We start from the raw sequence: 18,058 nt of genomic DNA on the forward strand, positions 1-18,058 counted from the left end.
TATGTATGAAGTCGCTCATATTGGTGTTGTCGTTAAAGACGCCCAGCTATCGAGTAAGTTCTATTGTGATGTCTTAGGGTGCGAAGTTTATGAAATTATAGAGAGTACTGAACTCAAGCTAATAATGCTGAAATCCGGTAGCCAGATAATTGAGTTGGTTCAATACTTCCATGACAAAGAATGTGAACGTGGTGCAGGAATAGTCGATCATATTGCATTTATCGTTCCCAACATGGATTTGGCTGTGAAACAATTAGCACGCCATAACGTTCCACTCCTTCAAGATAAGCCTAAGGTTCTGCCTGATAAGAAAATAATGTTCTTTAGCGGGCCAGATGGAGAACGCTTGGAATTCATTGAAATTCTATCTAATTAGCTAAATAAAGAAAAGGATATCTCAATCACTGAGATATCCTTTTCTTTACCATCATAATAGTTGAGAAACAAGCACAATTAAAACCTAGCCAGTAATGGCTAGGTTTTAATTTATTAATCTTTAATGTTTTCTGCAAGAATCTGAGCGACGTGTTTAATCTTGATATTAGGAGCCTGCTTATCAAGACCGCCTTGTATTTGCATCATACAAGCCGGGCAGCCAACAGCAATTACTTCAGCGCCGCTATCTTTAATATTAGTAATTTTTTGTTTAAGCATCGGCATTGACAATTCAGTATATTTAATACCGAATGCACCAGCCATACCACAACACTTATCGCAATCTTTCATTTCAGTAAACTCATAGCCCTTAGCAGCTTCTAAAAGTTTACGAGGTTCTTCGTAAATGCCAAGTCCCCGTTTCATGTGGCAAGAGTCATGATAAGTAACTTTAGTGCCACCTGTTGTTTTGGTCAAGCGGCCGGCCTTAGCATACTGTTCAGCCACAAAGCTTGAAAACTCGCGGACTTTATGAGCAAACTTTTCAACCCTGGCTTTCATAGCCGGTTCATCAGCGAAGATCTCTGCATAAGTTTGATGTAATGTTTCAGCACAAGTAGGACAAGCCGATATAATAACATCAACATTTGCATCTTCAAAGGCTTTGATATTGCGTTTTGCAATATTCTTTGCAGTTTCACGGTCACCCATACCGAGAACAGGCTTACCGCAGCAGCTTTGATCTTCAGGGAATACTACTTCCATCTTAAGGTCTTGTAGGACTTTGAATACTGATTCACCGGTTTCGGGGAATACAAAGTCAGTATTACAGCCTGCAAAGAATGCGACCCGTTTAACTGGCTTATCAATTTTTTTAGTAATTTTTGAAATACGGTCGCGTAACGGAGTGTCAGCAACTGCTGGCAGACTGCGTTCTTTAGTCATCCCAGCTAAGAAGAGCGGTAAGTGACGGATTACTTTACCGGATTGGAATGGCTTTTGTCCGACAGAGGCAAGACGAAGGAGGGTGTGGAATACCTTACGGTTAGATAGAACATTTTCGAATACAACTTTTGCTGCAAAAGGTAAGCCATTTTCTTTGACTGTTCTAGCCCTTAATTCTTCAATAAGACCTGGAATATTTATTTTTCCTGGACATACTTCAGTACACTTTCGACAGCCTATACACATTTCGTTGATTTTTTCAAAGTCGCCCATGCTGTGTAGGAAAGCGGTTAGAATTGCGCCAATACCACCGGCATAAATATGTCCATAAACGTGTCCGCCTACTAAGGTATAAACAGGGCATACGTTGAGGCAAGAAGCGCAACGGAGACAGTTATAAATTTCCTTAAACTTATCATCATGCGCTGCTTTTAAACGACCATTATCGAGTATGATAATATGAACTTCTCTATCTTCTTCAACCCATTTGCCATCTTTCTTAACCATAGTCGGAGTTACACCGTCTACCATGGTCATATAACTTGTCATCTGCTGGCCTGTAGCACTACGCGGCAACTGCCTTAGTATGCTGGATGCATCTTGTATTGTCGGAATGAGTTTTTCATAACCCATAATTACAACATGAATACGCGGTAAGGTAGTTACCAGGCGTGCATTACCTTCATTCGTTACCAGGCCGATGGCGCCATTTTCAGCAATACCAAAATTCGCGCCTGAAATACCCATGTCAGCCTGAAGGAACTCTTCACGTAAATTCTGACGGGCGACTTGGACCATGTAAGGAATATCAGTAGGAATATCTTCTTTGAGTTCTTTGGAGAAATATTCGGCAACTTGTTGACGATTAAGGTGAATAGCAGGCATAACCATGTGAGACGGTTTATGTCCAGCTATAGCAATAATCCATTCACCAAGGTCAGTCTCTTTTACATGAAGACCTTCTGCCTCAAGGCTGTGATTTAAATGAATCTCTTCGGAAGCCATTGATTTGGATTTTACAATGCGTTTGACGCCTTTTTCCTTGCATAGCTTGATAAGATATTCTTTAAGAGCATCACCGTCTTTAGCCCGGAACACTTTTGCCCCGCGCTTTGTTGCTTCAGCTTCAAATTTATCAGCAATTTCTTCAATATGCTCAACAGTGCGAGACTTCATGTTTTTGAATTGCTCGCGTAAAGCATCAAGGTTTTCAACATTTTCGTAGGCTTTTGCCCTCGAAACAGGATAAGCTTCAGCGAAGCGGCTTAAAGCACCACGAAGTACTTCGTCATTGAGTTTCTCCTCAATCTCTTTTCTTATATTACGATTTTTGGTTTCCATTTAAATACACCTCCTCAGTTAATCTCTTCGTCAACGGCAATAATAACAAATCGGCAAGGGCCATGTACCCCAATTGAAAGCACACGTTCTATATCAGCTGTACGGCTTGGCCCAGTAATAAAGCTGATATAACCCCGGTTAAATACCTTTGAAAGTACCTCTAAGGCTTCATTAACCCCCGGTACAATATAACTGCTATTCATAAATACAATATGTAATGGGGGAAGCATGGAAACTAAACGATGCTCAATAGCATATCCATCCATACAGACGCTGCCGGTTTCGGCTATTCCAAATTCTACAGCTGATATACCTATATCAGCTGTGTCGACATGTTCTGCAATATCAGTAGTAGAAGTGTATACTTCAAGACCCATATTTTTAAGTTCATCAATAATTCCTGAAGCATCCTGCAGCGGACCATCGACAGCCACTATTTTTTTCGCGCCAGTTGTTTCGGCGAGCTCAGCAATAATTTGTTTACCTTCGGCAGCAGTTTTAACACGAAAAATTTCGGCTGAAGCGGCTTTGCCTCTTGCTTCAAATTCAGAAAAATACTGTTCGCCAAATTTGCCGGCCGGGAAACTCTGTTTCCAGTTTTCACAGACTTTTTTCAATTATTTCACTCCTTTTAAATTTATGAAAAAATAGTATTGGAAAATATAATCAAGTACATATTCGCACTCTGTTCAAAAAATCCTTTCATGTTCGTAAGAAAAATCCTACGATTTCAGTAATATAATCCTACAAAACAGCAAATAGTGTTATAATAACTGGGTTCAGAGGCATTTTAAATTTAAATATTTTCACAAATAATTTAGAAGGAAATTTATTTTATTGATGGAATATATATTAATTAGCATTTTGGTAATATATATTTGCTAGACCGCAATTTTATGTCCTAGCTAATTCAAGAACTAAATATTATAAGGGAATAGGTGCTAATGCTTAAAATGGGAAGCCGGTGAAAATCCAGCGCGGTCCCGCCACTGTAATGGTGAGTTCCTTACGTATACCACTGGACTATTCTGGGAAGGTGTAAGGAATGATGAGCCAGAGTCAGGAGACCTGCCTATTCTAACACACACCGTTATGACCTACGGTAGATAGGCAGGTGGGTAGAATAATCTTATTGTGTTTATTTTTACCCCCCTGCAGTAGAGGGGTTTTTATTTTGAAAAAACTGCGATCAGGAATTACAACTGGTACCTGTGCCGCTGCAGCTACAAAGGCGGCTTTGTTTGCGTGGCGGGGTGAAAGCCGAGATGAAGTGGAGGTAACAACACCACAAGGTATTGTTCTAAGTGTAAAAGTTGCGTCCTCTGTTGGTTATTCTAACGGCGGACAGGCCTCGGTAATTAAAGACGCCGGTGACGATCCTGACATAACGAATGGCTTAGAAATTACAGTCTCAGTTGAGGTTGTAACTAATCAAGCGATAATTATTAAAGCGGGTACTGGGGTAGGTATAGTAACTAAACCGGGATTATCAGTACCTGTAGGGCAACCGGCCATTAATCCGGGACCTCAAAAAATGATTATTCAGGCAGTTCGCGATGTGCTTAATGATAATCTGGGAGCAATTGTTACAGTATCAATTCCTGATGGTGAAACGCTCGCTAAGCGAACACTTAATCCTATATTAGGAGTTGTCGGTGGCATCTCTATAATCGGGACAACAGGTATTGTTGAACCAATGTCAGAAGATGCCTTTAAAAATTCTTTAACACCACAAATTAGTGTCGTAAAAGCAGCCGGTTTTGATGATATTATCTTTGTCCCCGGAAAAATTGGTCATGATATAGCTGTTAAGTACAAACTACCAAAAGAACAAATAGTACAAACAAGCAATTTTATTGGTCATATGCTGGAGAGCGCAGCTCATTTCAAAATCAAGCGAGTTCTTTTATTCGGGCATTTAGGTAAACTGGTCAAAGTAGCAGCAGGTATATTCCACACCCATAACAGAGTAGCTGACGGAAGATTAGAGACACTGGCGGCTTATATGGCAGCAAACGGAGCCCCGCGTGCAGCAATCCAGGAAATACTTAACTGCGTTACAACAGAGGCAGCTATACCAATTGTCGATAAATATTCAATGAACTATGTATATAATGTTTTAGCATCTCGGGCTAGCATGAGGGCCGAGCGTTATGTTTTTGGTGACTTTAAAGTTGGAACGGTAATTGTAACATTAGCCGGCGAAATACTCGGAATAGACGATACAGCACGAGAAATTGGAGGTAGCCTTGGATGGAGCATATAATATCAATAGTGGGAATTGGACCTGGTTCGCCCGAATACATGCTGCCCATAGCTCGCCGCACAATAGAAAAAGCTCGTGTACTAGTCGGCAGCAAACGAGCTTTGGAAACATATTCAAATGTTGACACTGTAACTAAAATAATTGATAGAGATATATGCAGTGTTATCGACTTTATAAAAAAGCAACTAGTATCGAACGATGTCGTGGTTATGGTATCAGGAGACCCCGGGTTTTACAGTATGCTTGGGGCCTTGCGGGAAACCTTTCCAACTGAACAATTGATAGTTATCCCTGGATTAAGTTCTGCTCAACTAGCTTTCGCCCGAATTGCAGAACTTTGGCAAGATGCAGTATTAACCAGTATGCATGGCCGAGATCAAGATGCTGAAATTTTAAAATACGTACCCAAGAAAAAACTAGGCATTTTAACTGATAGCATAAACAATCCGCAAAAAATAGCCCAAAAACTTATCGCACTTGGCTGGCCAGAGCAAACTAGGGTTTGGCTATGTGAAAATCTATCATATGAAAGTGAAAAGATTGTACCAACAAAACTCAAAGAGACAGTTACGATTGAAGGCTTTGCACATTGCGTGATGGTGGTGAAGGCATGACTCAACTAGGCATTAAAGACGAACTTTTTATCAGGGGAAAAATCCCGATGACAAAGCAAGAAATACGTATCCTAGTCATGGCCAAGGCAATGATTAAGCCTGACGATATAATAATTGATATCGGGGCCGGTACTGGCTCAATATCAATAGAAGCGGCTCTACAGGCTAGTAGTGGACATGTATATGCTATTGAGCGAAATTCAGAGGGCGTTGCCTTAATCAGCGCGAACGCCGATAATTTTAAAGTCAAAAATATTACTGTTATATCTGGAAACGCACCAATTGCTCTCAACGGTCTACCACAAGCAGACGTCATTTTTATTGGCGGCAGCGGCGGACATTTAAAGGATATTTTAGCTAAGACTGATGAACTGCTGAAACAAGGTGGACGACTTATCGTTACGGCAGTAACAATAGAAACACTTTACCAAGCATTAACAATTATGCAAAGTAATGGTAACTATGAAATATCAGCTTCAGGAGTTCAAGTAACAAGAATAAAACAAGTAGCGGCAGTCAACATGCTTGAAGCACTTAATCCAATTTATATAATTGCGTGTATTAAAGGAGGTCACAATGATACAACAAGGTAAGTTCTATGGTATCGGGGTAGGCCCCGGAGCGCCTGATTTATTAACTGTTCGGGCGGCTAATATATTGAAGACTGTTGACATTGTCTGCGTGCCGCGGTCTAGCAAAGAGAATGACAGTGTTGCCTTAAAGGTCGCTGGCTCCTATATATCAGATAAAACAGAAATTCTTGAGATTTCAACGCCTATGACTCGTGATACAGCTGTTTTAAATGCAGAATGGGAAAGCGGAGCCGCAGTAATTGCAAAAAAATTATATGAAGGAAAGAGCGTTGCCTTTATAACCATCGGTGATGCAATGCTTTTTAGTACCTATACCTATATTCTCAAAAAACTAAAAAGTTTACTACCAGGCGTTTATACCGAAAGCATTCCAGGAATTACATCGTTCTCGGCAACTGCTGCTTTTATCAATACAGCTTTGGCCGAAGGAAGTGAAAAGTTGGCCATTATTCCAGCTATCGAAGACCCCAACGAGCTTAGGTCTATTCTTGCCAAATTCCCCAACGCCGTCTTAATGAAGGTAGCCGGGAAGTTTAATGAAATTGTTGAGGTTCTTGATGAGCTTCAGTTGAAAAACAAAGCTGTCTATGTCAGTAAACTAGGCTACCCAGATCAGTTTATAACCTATGATTTAGATAGTCTCAAGAATACAAAGCGCGATTATCTATCCTTAATATTAGTTAAGCGGGAGGGCTTTTAGTGCAAGTTTACTTTATTGGAGCGGGTCCAGGAGACCCTGAACTTATCACTGTGAAGGGACAGCGATTACTTAATGAGGCCGATGTAATAATATATGCCGGTTCTCTCGTAAATCCAGCTTTATTATCGCTAGCAAAACCCGGAACTGCAATTTACAATAGTGCAACAATGACATTAGACGAAGTTATAGATGTAATGGAGCAAGCAGTTAAAGCTGATAAAAAAGTCGCTCGTTTACATACTGGCGATCCAAGTATTTACGGCGCTATTCAAGAACAAATGGATATCCTAAGTCAGAAAAACATTTCCTTTGAGGTAGTTCCAGGTGTTAGTTCGTTCTTGGCTACCGCTGCAGCTTTAAAGCGTGAATATACTTTGCCAGAAGTATCACAAACAGTTATTATCACACGTTTGGAAGGCCGTACACCGGTTCCCCCAAAAGAGAAATTGAAAACTTTAGCTAGTCATGAAGCAACTATGTGCATTTTCTTGAGCGTACATATGCTTGAAAATGTTATAACCGAACTAATTGAGGGAGGTTATCCGGACGACACACCAGTTGCAATTGTTCAAAAAGCCTCCTGGCCCGAGCAAAAAATCTTCCAAGGAACATTAAAAACAATTTCAGCAATTATACAAGATGCGGGGATAGACAGGACAGCTATGATAGTTGTCGGACGCTGCTTAGACACTGAGTATGCCTTATCCCGTCTATACGCTCCTGAATTTACGCATATGTATCGAGATGCTAAGGCATGAAAATCGCTATCATCACAGTGACTAATAACGGCGCTATTCTTGCCGATAAGTTAGTTCGCAATTTTGATGGAGATATAACGCTTTTCCAAAAAGTGGGGCGTAACCCTACACTTACTGGCTTTGTTTATACTAGTCTTAGTTCGCTAATGAACGATATTTTTAATAAATATGATGCTCTCATTTTTATCATGGCAGCGGGGATCGTCGTTCGGGTCATAGCCCCATTTGTAAACGACAAACGATTTGATCCTGCCGTCGTAGTGATGGATGATCAAGGCCAGCACGTAATCAGTTTACTGTCTGGGCACATTGGCGGCGCAAATGAATTAACGCTAAAAATTAGCCGAATATTAGGAGCAGAAGCTGTAATCACTACTGCAACAGACGTAGCCGATAAGCCCGCCGCAGATTTGCTTGCCGCTAAACTTGGACTGGCCATCGAACCCTTCGATAGTCTAAAAGATATCAATGCTGCAATTGCCAACAATGATACAGTTGAATTTTTTGCCGACTTTGATTCACCTGAATATGAGCATTATAAACTTGCAACAAACACATTAGGAATTAAAATGGAAAATATCGCCATGCTTAGTAAAATTGAATTTTCTGCTGCTGTTCTTATTACCAGCAAGCACTATACTCTCAAAAAACCCCACATTTACTTAAGAAAACCAAATCTTGCTGTCGGCATTGGTTGCCGCAGAGGCACATCACAGACGGCAATTTGGCGAGCAGTCGAAGATGCCTGTAGCAAAATTGGGCGCAGTCTTCAAAGTATTACAATGCTTGGCAGCACCGTTTTAAAAAGCGATGAAGACGGCCTGCTTGAATTTGCGGCCAAAATAGATGTTCCAATAAAGTTTTTTAATAATCAGGAACTTAAGTCTTGCATTGAAATAAATAACCTTGAAGTGTCCAGATTCGTGGAAAAAGAGATAGGAGTTGGAAATGTATGCGAAGCGGCAGCGCTTTTAATGGGACAAACAAACAACCTGCTGTTGACCAAAGCCAAATATCCGGGTGTGACTGTAGCAATAGCCGAGGTCAATTAGCCGTCATCGGCATTGGTCCTGGTTCGGCTCTTGATATGAGTCCCCGGGCCAGAAACAGCATTGTTGGAGCCGATGTGGTAGTCGGTTATAATACCTACCTCAAATTAGTAGAAGAGCTAATTACTACACAAGAGATTATCGGGACGGGAATGATGCAAGAGGTTGATCGCTGTAGTGCCGCTGTAGAAGAAGCCATGAAAGGCAAAAAAGTTGCCGTTGTCTCAAGCGGTGATCCAGGCATCTACGGAATGGCCGGACTAGTCCTGGAACTTGTCCAACAATATCCTGAAGGCCAGCGGCCGGAGGTTGTTATTATTCCAGGTATAAGTGCCGTCGGGGCCGCCGCTGCTATACTTGGGGCGCCTCTAATGCATGACTTTTCCGTAATCAGTCTAAGTGACCTGTTAACACCTTGGGAATTAATAAAAAAGCGCGTTGAAATGGCTGCTGCCGGAGACTTTGTAATTGCGCTCTATAATCCCAAAAGCCATCGTCGCGTAAATCAAATCGAAGAGGTTAGAGAAATTGTCTTAAACCACCGTTCAGCTGCAACGCCGGTTGGCATCGTGAACAGTGCAAGCCGTCCAAGTGAGAGTATGACGATTGCTACACTTGATAATTTTACTAAAGAACACATTGATATGTTCTCGTTGGTCATAATCGGCAATAGCCAGACTTACGTAAAAGATGGACGCATGATTACCCCGCGAGGCTATAAACTATGATTCTGGTTTTGGCCGGTACTAAGGACGGAAGACAGTTAGCAGCTAATCTCGCTCAAGCCGGCCATCAGGTTGTAGTTTCAGTAGTAAGCAAGCATGGCAGGGACTTAGCCGCGCAGAATAATCTCGTCGTTAATACAGACAAGCTAGACGCGAACGCTATGGTGCAATTCATTCAATTTAATCATATCAAACTAGTGATTGATGGGAGTCACCCTTACGCTGTCAACGTGTCCCAAAATGCTATAAAGGCTTGTCAAATTACTAACACAAAGTATTTGCGTTACGAGAGGCCTGCACTTGATTTACCATATTATGATAAGCTTCATATTGTGACAAGCTATCACCAAGCAGCCCGCCAAGCAGCTAATCTTGGGCAAGTAATTTTTTTGACAACGGGCAGCCGAATGCTTGGAATTTTTACGGCGGAGCCAAAGCTAAAAAACCATCGGTTAATTGCTAGGGTACTGCCTGATCCTCAAGTAATAACGCAGTGTGTCGAGCTTGGATTCGGTCTTAACGATATAATTGCTTTACAAGGGCCATTCTCCCATCAGTTGAATTACGCGATGTTCAAGGATTTCGGCGCTGAAGTCCTTATCATGAAGAATAGCGGACAGATAGGGGGCAGTGATACTAAGCTTTCTGCCGCCATGGAACTAAACCTGTCAATTATCGTAATTGACAGGCCAAAAATTAACTACGACAAAGTTGTTTTCAACTACGATCAGATATTAGAGTACGTTCAGGAGGTTTTTAAATGAGTTTAGGAATAGTAGTACTTGGTCACGGCAGCCGTGCTAGCGTAGCGGAGGCTAATCAGGTTGCCTTTGAAGTAGCATCATTAGTCAAATTAAAATCAGGAGAACAACTCGTTGAGACGGCAATTATGAACCGTGAATCTGGATTAGCCGGTATCGATGAAGCCGTTGAAAAACTAATCAATAACGGCGCAACCAAAATAATAATCGCGCCGATGTTCTTGGCTAACGGGGTTCACATTCAATCGGATATTCCGGAAGAAATCGCTGTTTTAGAAACCAAATTTCCCGGCGTGCCTATTAAAATGGCCGCTCATATCGGTCCCGATCCTCGCATTGCTGACATACTGTTAGAACGTATTCGGGAGGCAATGTAATGGATTACATAACTCAACCTGCTGTCATTGAAGCCCGCAGCATGGAGATAATAAGGCCATATTTGGCAGGTTATAATCTATCACCGCAGGAAATAAAAGTTTTCTCACGCATAATTCATGCATCTGGTGATCCGGATTATGCAAAAGTTATTAAGATTCACCCCGAAGCGATAGCCGCAGGTTGTAAGGCACTCAAAGCAGGTTGCCAAATCTACTGCGACGTGGAAATGGTACGCACTGGCATTAACAAACGGCGCCTTGCCGAATTAGGCGGCGCTGTAAATTGCTTAATAAATGATGAAGCCATTGCCATTACAGCGAAAAAGCTTGGTATAACACGTTCTATGGCAGCTATGAGATCTTTCGGACAGCAGCTGGATGGTTCAATAATTGCTATCGGTAATGCTCCTACCGCACTCTTTGAAGTCCTTAATATGATGAAAGAAACAGGTATCCGGCCAGCGTTAATTATCGGTGTTCCGGTAGGCTTTGTCGGAGCCGCTGAATCCAAAGACTTGTTAGCGGTTACCTCCGATGTTCCCTATATCACAGTATTAGGGAATAAGGGTGGCAGTCCGATTGCTGCTGCAACCACCAACGCTTTACTCTATATGTTGGAGTAATTATGGATAAAAAAGGCTTATTACGTATTTTTACTGGCGACGGTAAAGGCAAAACCACTGCAGCTTTAGGCTCGGCTGTTCGAGCAGCCGGACTAAATCGCCGAGTCTCGGTTGTTCAGTTTCTAAAAGGAACCGGATATACCGGAGAACTCTTTGCTGTTAATTTAATCAAACCGCCAATTGAAATTAAACAATTTGGATTTGGTTGTCCTATCTCGGCTCAAATTAAAGCCGGAACAGCTGTTTGCAATAAATGCGGACGTTGTTTTCGAGAAAACCGTAATCCGCTAAATAACTTTGCACCCCAGGCTTTAGCTTACGTCCGTGAAGTTCTTAGTAACGATAACATCGACCTGCTAATTATGGACGAAATCAGCCATGCCCTTAAACACGGATTAATAAAAATTGATGATGTTCTTGAGATTGTCAAGTCAAGATCTTACCATGTCGAAATAATTTTAACGGGTCGCAATATGCCGCCTGAGTTAATGAGTATTGCTGATGAAATAACAATTTGCTACCCAGTTAAGCACCCAATGACAAGCGGCCTGGATGCGCGAAGGGGAATTGAATACTAATGGAGACAGAAATGCAAGCAATTAAACTGCCGCGTATTGTAATTGCCGGCACTTCGAGCGGGGTTGGCAAAACTACAATAGTTACCGGACTATTGGGTGCGCTTAAGCAAAGTGGCCGTAATGTCCAGTCTTATAAAGTCGGACCGGACTATATTGACCCGGGTTATCATTTTCTCGCCAGCGGCAAACCCTCTCACAATTTGGACACTTGGCTGATACCTGAAGAAAAACTGACTGCAATTTTCACTCAAACAGCGAAGAACAGTGACTTAGCCCTAATTGAGGGCGTAATGGGCCTCTACGATGGCGGCCGAAAAGGTATTAGCAGTACGGCGTCAATTGCTAAATTATTAAAAGCTCCAGTAGTACTGGTTATTGATGCTAAGTCAATGGGAGAAAGTGCTGCTGCCATTGCTTTAGGCTATAAGATGTATGATTCTAATATAAATCTAGCTGGTGTCATTCTAAATCGACTAGGCTCACTTGCCCATCGCGATATGATCTGCCAAGCCATGGACAAATTAGGTATTGAAGTATTGGGCTGTATTTTCCGTAACGATGCTTTGTCTATGCCTGAGCGTCATCTAGGTTTGACACCGATTACTGAAAACTGTGCGACTAATACTGTAAATGCCATGACAGAGCAAATAGGCGCTCAGGTTAATCTCGCTCGCATTGTTGAAATTTCCGAAAATACAGATCCAATTGTATATTCGTCTAAAAGCAGGCCTGTAACCATTGCGAAAACTGTTCGTATTGGTGTAGCCCAAGATGAGGCTTTTTCCTTCTACTATCCAGAAAGTCTCGAGACTTTAGAATCCTTAGGAGCAGAATTAGTGCCATTTAGCCCTCTAAATGATACTGTTCTGCCTAATGTTGATGGTCTTATCCTTGGCGGCGGCTTTCCAGAAATGTTTGTTAAGCAATTAACACAAAATAACCAGATGCGTTCTGCAATCTTAGAAGCCAGTAAATGTGATATGCCTATTTATGCTGAATGCGGCGGACTGATGTATTTAACTCGGCAAGTTATTGATTTTGACGGAAATGTTTACGACATGGTCGGTGCTATACCGGCAATATGCACTATGGAATCAAAACTTCAGACAGTTGGTTATATCGAAGCAAGCCCATTGAAAACAAATGTCCTTGCTAATCCGGGAAATGTCTTGAGAGGACATGAGTTCCATTTTTCCCGCATGATTCCAGATTGTCCTGACAGTTTTCCATGGGCTTTTGAAATTAAAAAAATGAGAACTGGCGCAATTTATAATGCTGGATACAGTGATAATAACCTTCTAGCTTCTTATTTACATATACATTTTGCTGGAAATTTAGATGCAGCTGCTCAGTTCATAAGACAATGTCAGCAATATCGAAAGACTCATAAATGATTTTTTCAACTTCCATCAGGTTACGGAGGGAGGGACGGCTATGTCAGGTAAAATAATTCTTGTAACAGGGGGGGCCAGAAGCGGAAAAAGTACCTTTGCTGAACAATACGCTTCAGAACAGAGAAAAACTGTTGCTTATATTGCTACCGCCCAAATATATGACACAGAAATGCAAGAACGTGTTACCATGCACCGCGAACGGCGGCCAAACAACTGGCTTACTTATGAAGCTCCTTATGCAGATGCTGATACTATTAAAGCGGCTGCGGCATCCGCTGATGTAATCTTATTTGACTGCTTAACCCTTTATACTTCAAACCTGTTACTTTCAAGTGAAGCACATAAGCACCGTGAAGAACGAGTGAGCTATATATTAAACAGGGTAGAACAGCTAATTGAAGCTGCCCGTCAAAGCACAGCAACTGTTATTTTTGTTACTAACGAGGTCGGCCTTGGTATTGTGCCTGACAACGCGCTAGCACGGGAATATCGTGATATGGCTGGTTGGGTCAACCAGAAAGTGGCAGCCTCTGCAGAAGAGGTCTACCTCGTAGTCAGCGGCTTGCCTGTCGAATTAAAGAAACTAGCTGTAAAACTTGGAGAAGGAGGCGTTAGACATGGCTAAATCGATAATGCTCCAAGGGACAAGTTCTCATGTCGGTAAAAGCATTCTGACTACAGCTTTATGTCGAATCCTATATCAAGATGGCTATAAAGTGGTGCCTTTCAAAGCCCAAAATATGGCCTTAAATTCATATGTAACAAAAACAGGGGAAGAGATGGGACGGGCCCAGGTTGCCCAAGCCGAGGCCGCTTGCTTAGAACCGATGGTTGAAATGAATCCCGTTCTTTTAAAACCCACCGGAAATTCATGCTCGCAGGTTGTTTTAATGGGTAAGCCTATCGGCAACATGTCAGCAAAAGAATACCATCAAGGTTATAGTTTAAAGGCCTTAAGTACAGTTAAAGAATGCTTGAATAAACTAATGGCTAGTTTTGATGCTATCGTAATTGAGGGAGCCGGAAGTCCTGCTGAAGTAAACTTAAAGGCCAATGATATTGTAAATATGCGGGTTGCTAAAATGATATCAGCGCCAGTTCTGTTAGTTGCCGATATTGATAGGGGCGGAGCATTAGCGTCGGTTGTAGGGACACTTGAATTGCTTGATCCTGATGAGCGTGACCTTGTAAAAGGAATTATTATCAATAAGTTCCGCGGTGATATTGCTCTTTTAAAACCTGCTTTAGATTTTTTAGAGCAAAAAACTGGTAAGCCTATCCTTGGTGTAATCCCTCATATTGAAGATATAGGTATCGATGACGAGGATTCAGTATCATTAGACGATAAAGCAAATAATCCCCAACGTGACATTGAGATAGCTGTAATTCGTACACCTAAAATATCAAATTTCACCGATTTTGACGCACTTGCCAATGAAAAAGACGTTACAGTACGGTTTATCCGCAAGGGCGAATCAATCGGCAAGCCCGACCTAGTGATTCTGCCAGGCAGTAAAAATACCACCGAGGACCTTATTTATCTTCGCGAAAATGGTTATGATCAAGAACTACTCAGTCTAGCGGAAAGAGGTACGCCAATAGTTGGTATCTGCGGCGGTTACCAGATGCTGGGCAAAGAGATCCGCGACCCTTACCATACCGAGTCTGACCTAGACCGTATAGATGGTTTAGGTTTACTAGATATCATTACGACTTTTGCAGCACAAAAAACTACTCATCAGGTATTGGCAAAATGTTATCATCACAAATTCCTAAACCTGGATATTTCTGAAGCTAATTTGAATGGTTATGAAATTCATATGGGAAAAACTGATTTTATTGCGCCCGTCACCCATGCATTTGCAATTACTGCCAGGTCAGGTGAACCAGTATCGGTAAACGATGGGGCAATTAGAAATGATGGATTAGTTATGGGTACTTATATTCATGGAATATTTGATAATAATAACTATCGCAGAGCCATAATTGACGCCCTGCGAATTCGAAAAGGACTCAACCCGTTAATTTCCTTTAATGATGTTCAAGCCCGTAAAGAAAAAAGCTATGACAACTTAGCAGCTACTGTAAGAAATCATCTTAACATGAAACTTCTATACCAAATTATAGGTGGATAACATGGATAACTATTTACCGGTTGCCGCCCTAATTTTGGATACTGCAATCGGCGATCCACGCTCGCGGTTTCACCCTGTAGTATTGATTGGAAATCTGATTGCTTTCTTTGAGAGCATCTTGCTTAAGCCTGCTAAGTCGTCGAGGTATAAAATCATAACAGGCGTATTGCTTGTCTGCCTGGTGCTATCAATAACATATACGTCAGTATGGTTAATTATGTTCGCCTTGAGTTTATTAGGGCCAATTTATGCCTTCATCGGAGGAGCATTAGCTCTAAGCTTTACAATATCACCTCGCAGCTTAGCGGAAGCTGGCAACGAAATTAAAAACTACATGCTTAACGGCGATTTAACACAAGCTCGCTTTAAAGTTGGTTGGATTGTAGGCCGTGATACTGACAAACTGGATACCGGTGAAATCACGCGGGCTACAGTTGAAACGGTAGCAGAGAATATAGTAGACGGTATAATATCGCCCCTCTTTTATTTTCTGATCGGCGGCGTACCACTAGCTTTTCTATATCGTGCCGTTAATACTCTAGATTCTATGGTCGGGTACAGAAATGCCAAATATCTTGATTTTGGCATGCCGGCAGCACGACTTGATGATATATTTAATTACATTCCAGCCCGTATAACAGGTGTGCTTATTATCATAATATCCTTTGTGTTGCGTTATAATGCAACCTCTGCTCTAAAATCAATCATGAGAGATGCACCTAAGCATCCTAGCCCAAATAGCGGGATTACCGAGGCAGGAGTTGCGGGGGCGCTCGGTATTCGACTAGGCGGATTAAATTATTATGGTGGAGTGCCTTCTTTAAGAGCCTATATGGGAGTAGAAATTAATAAGTTGGAACCGCTACACATTGAAAAAACAATTAAGTTAATGTATGGTACCACCTTACTTTTCATTATCTTAACATTATAATCAGTCGCATATGGAGGCTGGCACATGAAATGCCAGAAAATACATGAATGATTTTATAACTGGTCTACAGTTCTTAACTCGAATAAAAATCGCAGATCAGTCTGACTGGATGCCGGATAGTTTTGGACGCAGTGTGAAATTTTTCCCGGTAATTGGTGCAATTATCGGAATGATTCTTGTAGCAGTGAATTACATTATTGATGGTTGGTTACCGGCTATAGGATTTTATATGCCGCCTCACGTATTGGCCACAATATTGACCGCTGTCCCTATTTTGCTTACAGGCGGCCTACATTGCGACGGTTTCATGGATACCATGGATGGCATATTTTCCGGACGCTCAAAGGAGCGTAAGTTGGAAATAATGAAAGATAGCAGAGTTGGAGCAAACGGCGTAACTACTTTTATCTTATTAATATTGCTGAAGTGGTCATTAATCACCGATATTGCTCCTTCGTTACTGCCTTTGGCCTTGTTTTCCATGCCTGTTTTAGGCAGATTCGCTATGGTTATTGGTATAACTGCCTTTCCGTATGCTAAACCAGATGGGATTGGTAAGGCCTTTGCTCAGCATGCTAATTCAAGATCGCTTATTATTGCAGCGATCTTCACTATCTTGCTGCTTATTCCGCTTGGCAAGCAAGCTTTACTAAGCTTCGCTGCCGTTGTGGTTTTTACTGTTGTGTTTGCAAAATACTTGACAAAGATTTTAGGTGGTCTAACTGGTGACGTATATGGAGCAGTAACCGAATTAACCGAGGTCATTGTATTGCTAATGTTTTTATTTTTATAGTGTGAGGCGCTTAATGTGGATAAATTACAACAATTTATCGAAAATATTAGACCGCTGGATGAAGCTGCTATGGAAAAAGCACAAATTCGGTTGAATAGTCTTACAAAACCATTAGGCAGCTTAGGAGACCTTGAATCTGTAGTTATTCAGACTGCCGGAGCCTTAAAAGTCATTCCCGATTCACTGAAAAAAGCCGTAGTTTTGATGGCTGCAGACCATGGTGTAGCCTGCGAGCAAGTGAGCGCCTACCCACAAGAAGTCACAGCTCAAATGGTTTTTAATTTTGTAAATGGCGGCGCTGGAATTAATGTATTAACTAAACATGCACAATCTGAACTGGTGTTGGTCGATGTTGGTGTAAAAATAGACTTACCGGCCAGCTTACCCATTCGCCATAACAAAATTCGCTACGGCACAAACAATATAAAATTTGGACCAGCTATGAACAGGGCGGACGCAATCGCCGCAATCCAAACCGGTATCAGTGTCGCCATGTCACTAATAGATGAGGGAACTCAAATTATCGGACTTGGCGAAATGGGTATCGGAAATACCGCCGTTAGTTCAGCAGTAACCAGCGTTCTTACCGGATATTCTTCTGCCGAAGTCACTGGTAAAGGTACTGGTCTTAGTGATAATCTATTGATGCATAAGATTAACATCATTCAGCAGGCCATCAACGTCAATCGTCCTAATCCCGATGATGTTATTGATGTTCTGACAAAAATCGGCGGACTAGAAATAGCCGCCCTTACTGGCGTCGCGTTGGCAGGAGCTTATCGGCGCGTCTTAATTGTGATGGATGGTTTTATTGCCTCGACTGCGGCATATGCTGCTTATCGTCTTTGCCCGATTGTAAAAGACTATCTAATAGCAGCTCATCAATCGCCCGAACCCGGTCATAAAATAATTCTTCAGGAACTTGGCTTAAAGCCAATGCTTAATCTCCATATGTGTTTGGGTGAAGGAACTGGAGCAGCACTAGGTATGACATTACTTGATGCCGGACTAAAAGTTTTTAATGGAATGTCTACATTCGATCAAGCGAAGATTTCTTATATTACCGATTAAGGTAATCTCTTCAATCAAAAAATGGATTT

At 41.7% G+C, this 18,058-nt stretch carries 20 protein-coding genes and 1 riboswitch; of the genes, 18 read left to right on the plus strand and 2 right to left on the minus strand.

Features of this window, described 5'->3' with window-relative positions; genetic code table 11:
- Position 1: 1 nt before the first annotated feature.
- The gene (locus GX348_08420; GenBank protein ID NLP42202.1) at positions 2 to 376 is read left to right on the plus strand and encodes a hypothetical protein; all 375 of its coding nucleotides are present in this window, start codon (positions 2 to 4) and stop codon (positions 374 to 376) included.
- 113 nt (positions 377 to 489) lie between these two features.
- Here GX348_08420 and GX348_08425 read toward each other — a convergent pair whose 3' ends face one another.
- Together GX348_08425 and GX348_08430 are read right to left on the minus strand one after the other, a co-directional pair.
- Positions 490 to 2,661, minus strand: coding sequence for an LUD domain-containing protein (locus tag GX348_08425; GenBank protein ID NLP42203.1), 2,172 nt, complete (start codon positions 2,659 to 2,661; stop codon positions 490 to 492).
- A 14-nt stretch (positions 2,662 to 2,675) separates the two neighbouring features.
- Positions 2,676 to 3,278, minus strand: a complete 603-nt coding sequence (locus tag GX348_08430) for an LUD domain-containing protein (GenBank protein NLP42204.1) — start codon at positions 3,276 to 3,278, stop codon at positions 2,676 to 2,678.
- A 302-nt stretch (positions 3,279 to 3,580) separates the two neighbouring features.
- A riboswitch (cobalamin riboswitch) is annotated at positions 3,581 to 3,752 on the plus strand.
- A gap of 80 nt (positions 3,753 to 3,832) precedes the next feature.
- Between GX348_08430 and cbiD the strand changes: the two genes are divergently transcribed.
- Genes cbiD through cobT form a run of 17 tightly spaced genes read left to right on the plus strand, consistent with a single transcriptional unit; the run spans position 3,833 to position 18,029 of the window.
- Positions 3,833 to 4,927 (plus strand): cobalamin biosynthesis protein CbiD, encoded by a 1,095-nt coding sequence (gene cbiD, locus GX348_08435; protein ID NLP42205.1) that lies wholly within the window; start codon positions 3,833 to 3,835, stop codon positions 4,925 to 4,927.
- A complete protein-coding gene (gene cbiE, locus GX348_08440) occupies positions 4,915 to 5,541 on the plus strand; it encodes a precorrin-6y C5,15-methyltransferase (decarboxylating) subunit CbiE (GenBank protein ID NLP42206.1) in 627 nt (208 codons plus the stop codon). The genes cbiD and cbiE overlap by 13 nt, the downstream gene beginning before the upstream one ends.
- Positions 5,538 to 6,134, plus strand: a complete 597-nt coding sequence (gene cbiT, locus GX348_08445; GenBank protein NLP42207.1) for a precorrin-6Y C5,15-methyltransferase (decarboxylating) subunit CbiT — start codon at positions 5,538 to 5,540, stop codon at positions 6,132 to 6,134. Before cbiE ends, cbiT begins: the two co-directional genes overlap by 4 nt.
- Complete coding sequence (gene cobI / locus GX348_08450) at positions 6,118 to 6,834, plus strand: precorrin-2 C(20)-methyltransferase (protein NLP42208.1); 717 nt, start codon at positions 6,118 to 6,120, stop codon at positions 6,832 to 6,834. Before cbiT ends, cobI begins: the two co-directional genes overlap by 17 nt.
- Positions 6,834 to 7,592, plus strand: coding sequence for a precorrin-4 C(11)-methyltransferase (gene cobM / locus GX348_08455; protein ID NLP42209.1), 759 nt, complete (start codon positions 6,834 to 6,836; stop codon positions 7,590 to 7,592). Before cobI ends, cobM begins: the two co-directional genes overlap by 1 nt.
- Complete coding sequence (locus tag GX348_08460; GenBank protein ID NLP42210.1) at positions 7,589 to 8,644, plus strand: cobalt-precorrin 5A hydrolase; 1,056 nt, start codon at positions 7,589 to 7,591, stop codon at positions 8,642 to 8,644. Before cobM ends, GX348_08460 begins: the two co-directional genes overlap by 4 nt.
- Positions 8,545 to 9,369, plus strand: a complete 825-nt coding sequence (cobJ, locus tag GX348_08465) for a precorrin-3B C(17)-methyltransferase (GenBank protein ID NLP42211.1) — start codon at positions 8,545 to 8,547, stop codon at positions 9,367 to 9,369. The genes GX348_08460 and cobJ overlap by 100 nt, the downstream gene beginning before the upstream one ends.
- Positions 9,366 to 10,130 carry a precorrin-6A reductase gene (cobK, locus tag GX348_08470; GenBank protein ID NLP42212.1) on the plus strand — a complete coding sequence of 255 codons (765 nt, stop codon included), beginning with the start codon at positions 9,366 to 9,368 and terminating at the stop codon, positions 10,128 to 10,130. Before cobJ ends, cobK begins: the two co-directional genes overlap by 4 nt.
- Complete coding sequence (locus GX348_08475) at positions 10,127 to 10,504, plus strand: cobalamin biosynthesis protein CbiX (protein ID NLP42213.1); 378 nt, start codon at positions 10,127 to 10,129, stop codon at positions 10,502 to 10,504. The genes cobK and GX348_08475 overlap by 4 nt, the downstream gene beginning before the upstream one ends.
- Positions 10,504 to 11,127, plus strand: coding sequence for a precorrin-8X methylmutase (locus tag GX348_08480; protein ID NLP42214.1), 624 nt, complete (start codon positions 10,504 to 10,506; stop codon positions 11,125 to 11,127). The genes GX348_08475 and GX348_08480 overlap by 1 nt, the downstream gene beginning before the upstream one ends.
- 2 nt (positions 11,128 to 11,129) lie before the next feature.
- Entirely contained in the window at positions 11,130 to 11,705 is a 576-nt protein-coding gene (locus GX348_08485; protein ID NLP42215.1) for a cob(I)yrinic acid a,c-diamide adenosyltransferase, read from the plus strand.
- Between the two features lie 11 nt (positions 11,706 to 11,716).
- Entirely contained in the window at positions 11,717 to 13,099 is a 1,383-nt protein-coding gene (locus tag GX348_08490; GenBank protein NLP42216.1) for a cobyrinate a,c-diamide synthase, read from the plus strand.
- A gap of 40 nt (positions 13,100 to 13,139) precedes the next feature.
- A complete protein-coding gene (cobU, locus tag GX348_08495) occupies positions 13,140 to 13,724 on the plus strand; it encodes a bifunctional adenosylcobinamide kinase/adenosylcobinamide-phosphate guanylyltransferase (protein NLP42217.1) in 585 nt (194 codons plus the stop codon).
- Complete coding sequence (locus GX348_08500) at positions 13,717 to 15,234, plus strand: cobyric acid synthase (GenBank protein NLP42218.1); 1,518 nt, start codon at positions 13,717 to 13,719, stop codon at positions 15,232 to 15,234. The genes cobU and GX348_08500 overlap by 8 nt, the downstream gene beginning before the upstream one ends.
- 1 nt (position 15,235) lies before the next feature.
- Positions 15,236 to 16,165, plus strand: coding sequence for a cobalamin biosynthesis protein CobD (gene cobD, locus GX348_08505; protein ID NLP42219.1), 930 nt, complete (start codon positions 15,236 to 15,238; stop codon positions 16,163 to 16,165).
- A gap of 43 nt (positions 16,166 to 16,208) precedes the next feature.
- A complete protein-coding gene (cobS, locus tag GX348_08510) occupies positions 16,209 to 16,958 on the plus strand; it encodes an adenosylcobinamide-GDP ribazoletransferase (GenBank protein NLP42220.1) in 750 nt (249 codons plus the stop codon).
- Positions 16,959 to 16,973: 15 nt separating this feature from the next.
- Positions 16,974 to 18,029, plus strand: coding sequence for a nicotinate-nucleotide--dimethylbenzimidazole phosphoribosyltransferase (gene cobT, locus GX348_08515; GenBank protein ID NLP42221.1), 1,056 nt, complete (start codon positions 16,974 to 16,976; stop codon positions 18,027 to 18,029).
- Positions 18,030 to 18,058 lie beyond the last annotated feature (29 nt).

This window comes from Veillonellaceae bacterium, from assembly GCA_012523975.1.
GTDB lineage: Bacteria > Bacillota > Negativicutes > JAAYSF01 > JAAYSF01 > JAAYSF01.

Coding starts and splice junctions, on each gene's coding strand:
- GX348_08460 (NLP42210.1), top strand. CDS start 7,589: ATGAAAATCGCTATCATCACAGTGACTAATAACGGCGCTATTCTTGCC.
- cobD (NLP42219.1), top strand. CDS start 15,236: ATGGATAACTATTTACCGGTTGCCGCCCTAATTTTGGATACTGCAATC.
- cobJ (NLP42211.1), top strand. CDS start 8,545: ATGCGAAGCGGCAGCGCTTTTAATGGGACAAACAAACAACCTGCTGTT.
- cbiE (NLP42206.1), top strand. CDS start 4,915: ATGGAGCATATAATATCAATAGTGGGAATTGGACCTGGTTCGCCCGAA.
- GX348_08485 (NLP42215.1), top strand. CDS start 11,130: ATGGATAAAAAAGGCTTATTACGTATTTTTACTGGCGACGGTAAAGGC.
- GX348_08425 (NLP42203.1), bottom strand. CDS start 2,661: ATGGAAACCAAAAATCGTAATATAAGAAAAGAGATTGAGGAGAAACTC.
- GX348_08475 (NLP42213.1), top strand. CDS start 10,127: ATGAGTTTAGGAATAGTAGTACTTGGTCACGGCAGCCGTGCTAGCGTA.
- cobU (NLP42217.1), top strand. CDS start 13,140: ATGTCAGGTAAAATAATTCTTGTAACAGGGGGGGCCAGAAGCGGAAAA.
- GX348_08480 (NLP42214.1), top strand. CDS start 10,504: ATGGATTACATAACTCAACCTGCTGTCATTGAAGCCCGCAGCATGGAG.
- GX348_08500 (NLP42218.1), top strand. CDS start 13,717: ATGGCTAAATCGATAATGCTCCAAGGGACAAGTTCTCATGTCGGTAAA.
- cbiT (NLP42207.1), top strand. CDS start 5,538: ATGACTCAACTAGGCATTAAAGACGAACTTTTTATCAGGGGAAAAATC.
- GX348_08490 (NLP42216.1), top strand. CDS start 11,717: ATGCAAGCAATTAAACTGCCGCGTATTGTAATTGCCGGCACTTCGAGC.
- GX348_08420 (NLP42202.1), top strand. CDS start 2: ATGTATGAAGTCGCTCATATTGGTGTTGTCGTTAAAGACGCCCAGCTA.
- cobI (NLP42208.1), top strand. CDS start 6,118: ATGATACAACAAGGTAAGTTCTATGGTATCGGGGTAGGCCCCGGAGCG.
- cobK (NLP42212.1), top strand. CDS start 9,366: ATGATTCTGGTTTTGGCCGGTACTAAGGACGGAAGACAGTTAGCAGCT.
- cobS (NLP42220.1), top strand. CDS start 16,209: ATGAATGATTTTATAACTGGTCTACAGTTCTTAACTCGAATAAAAATC.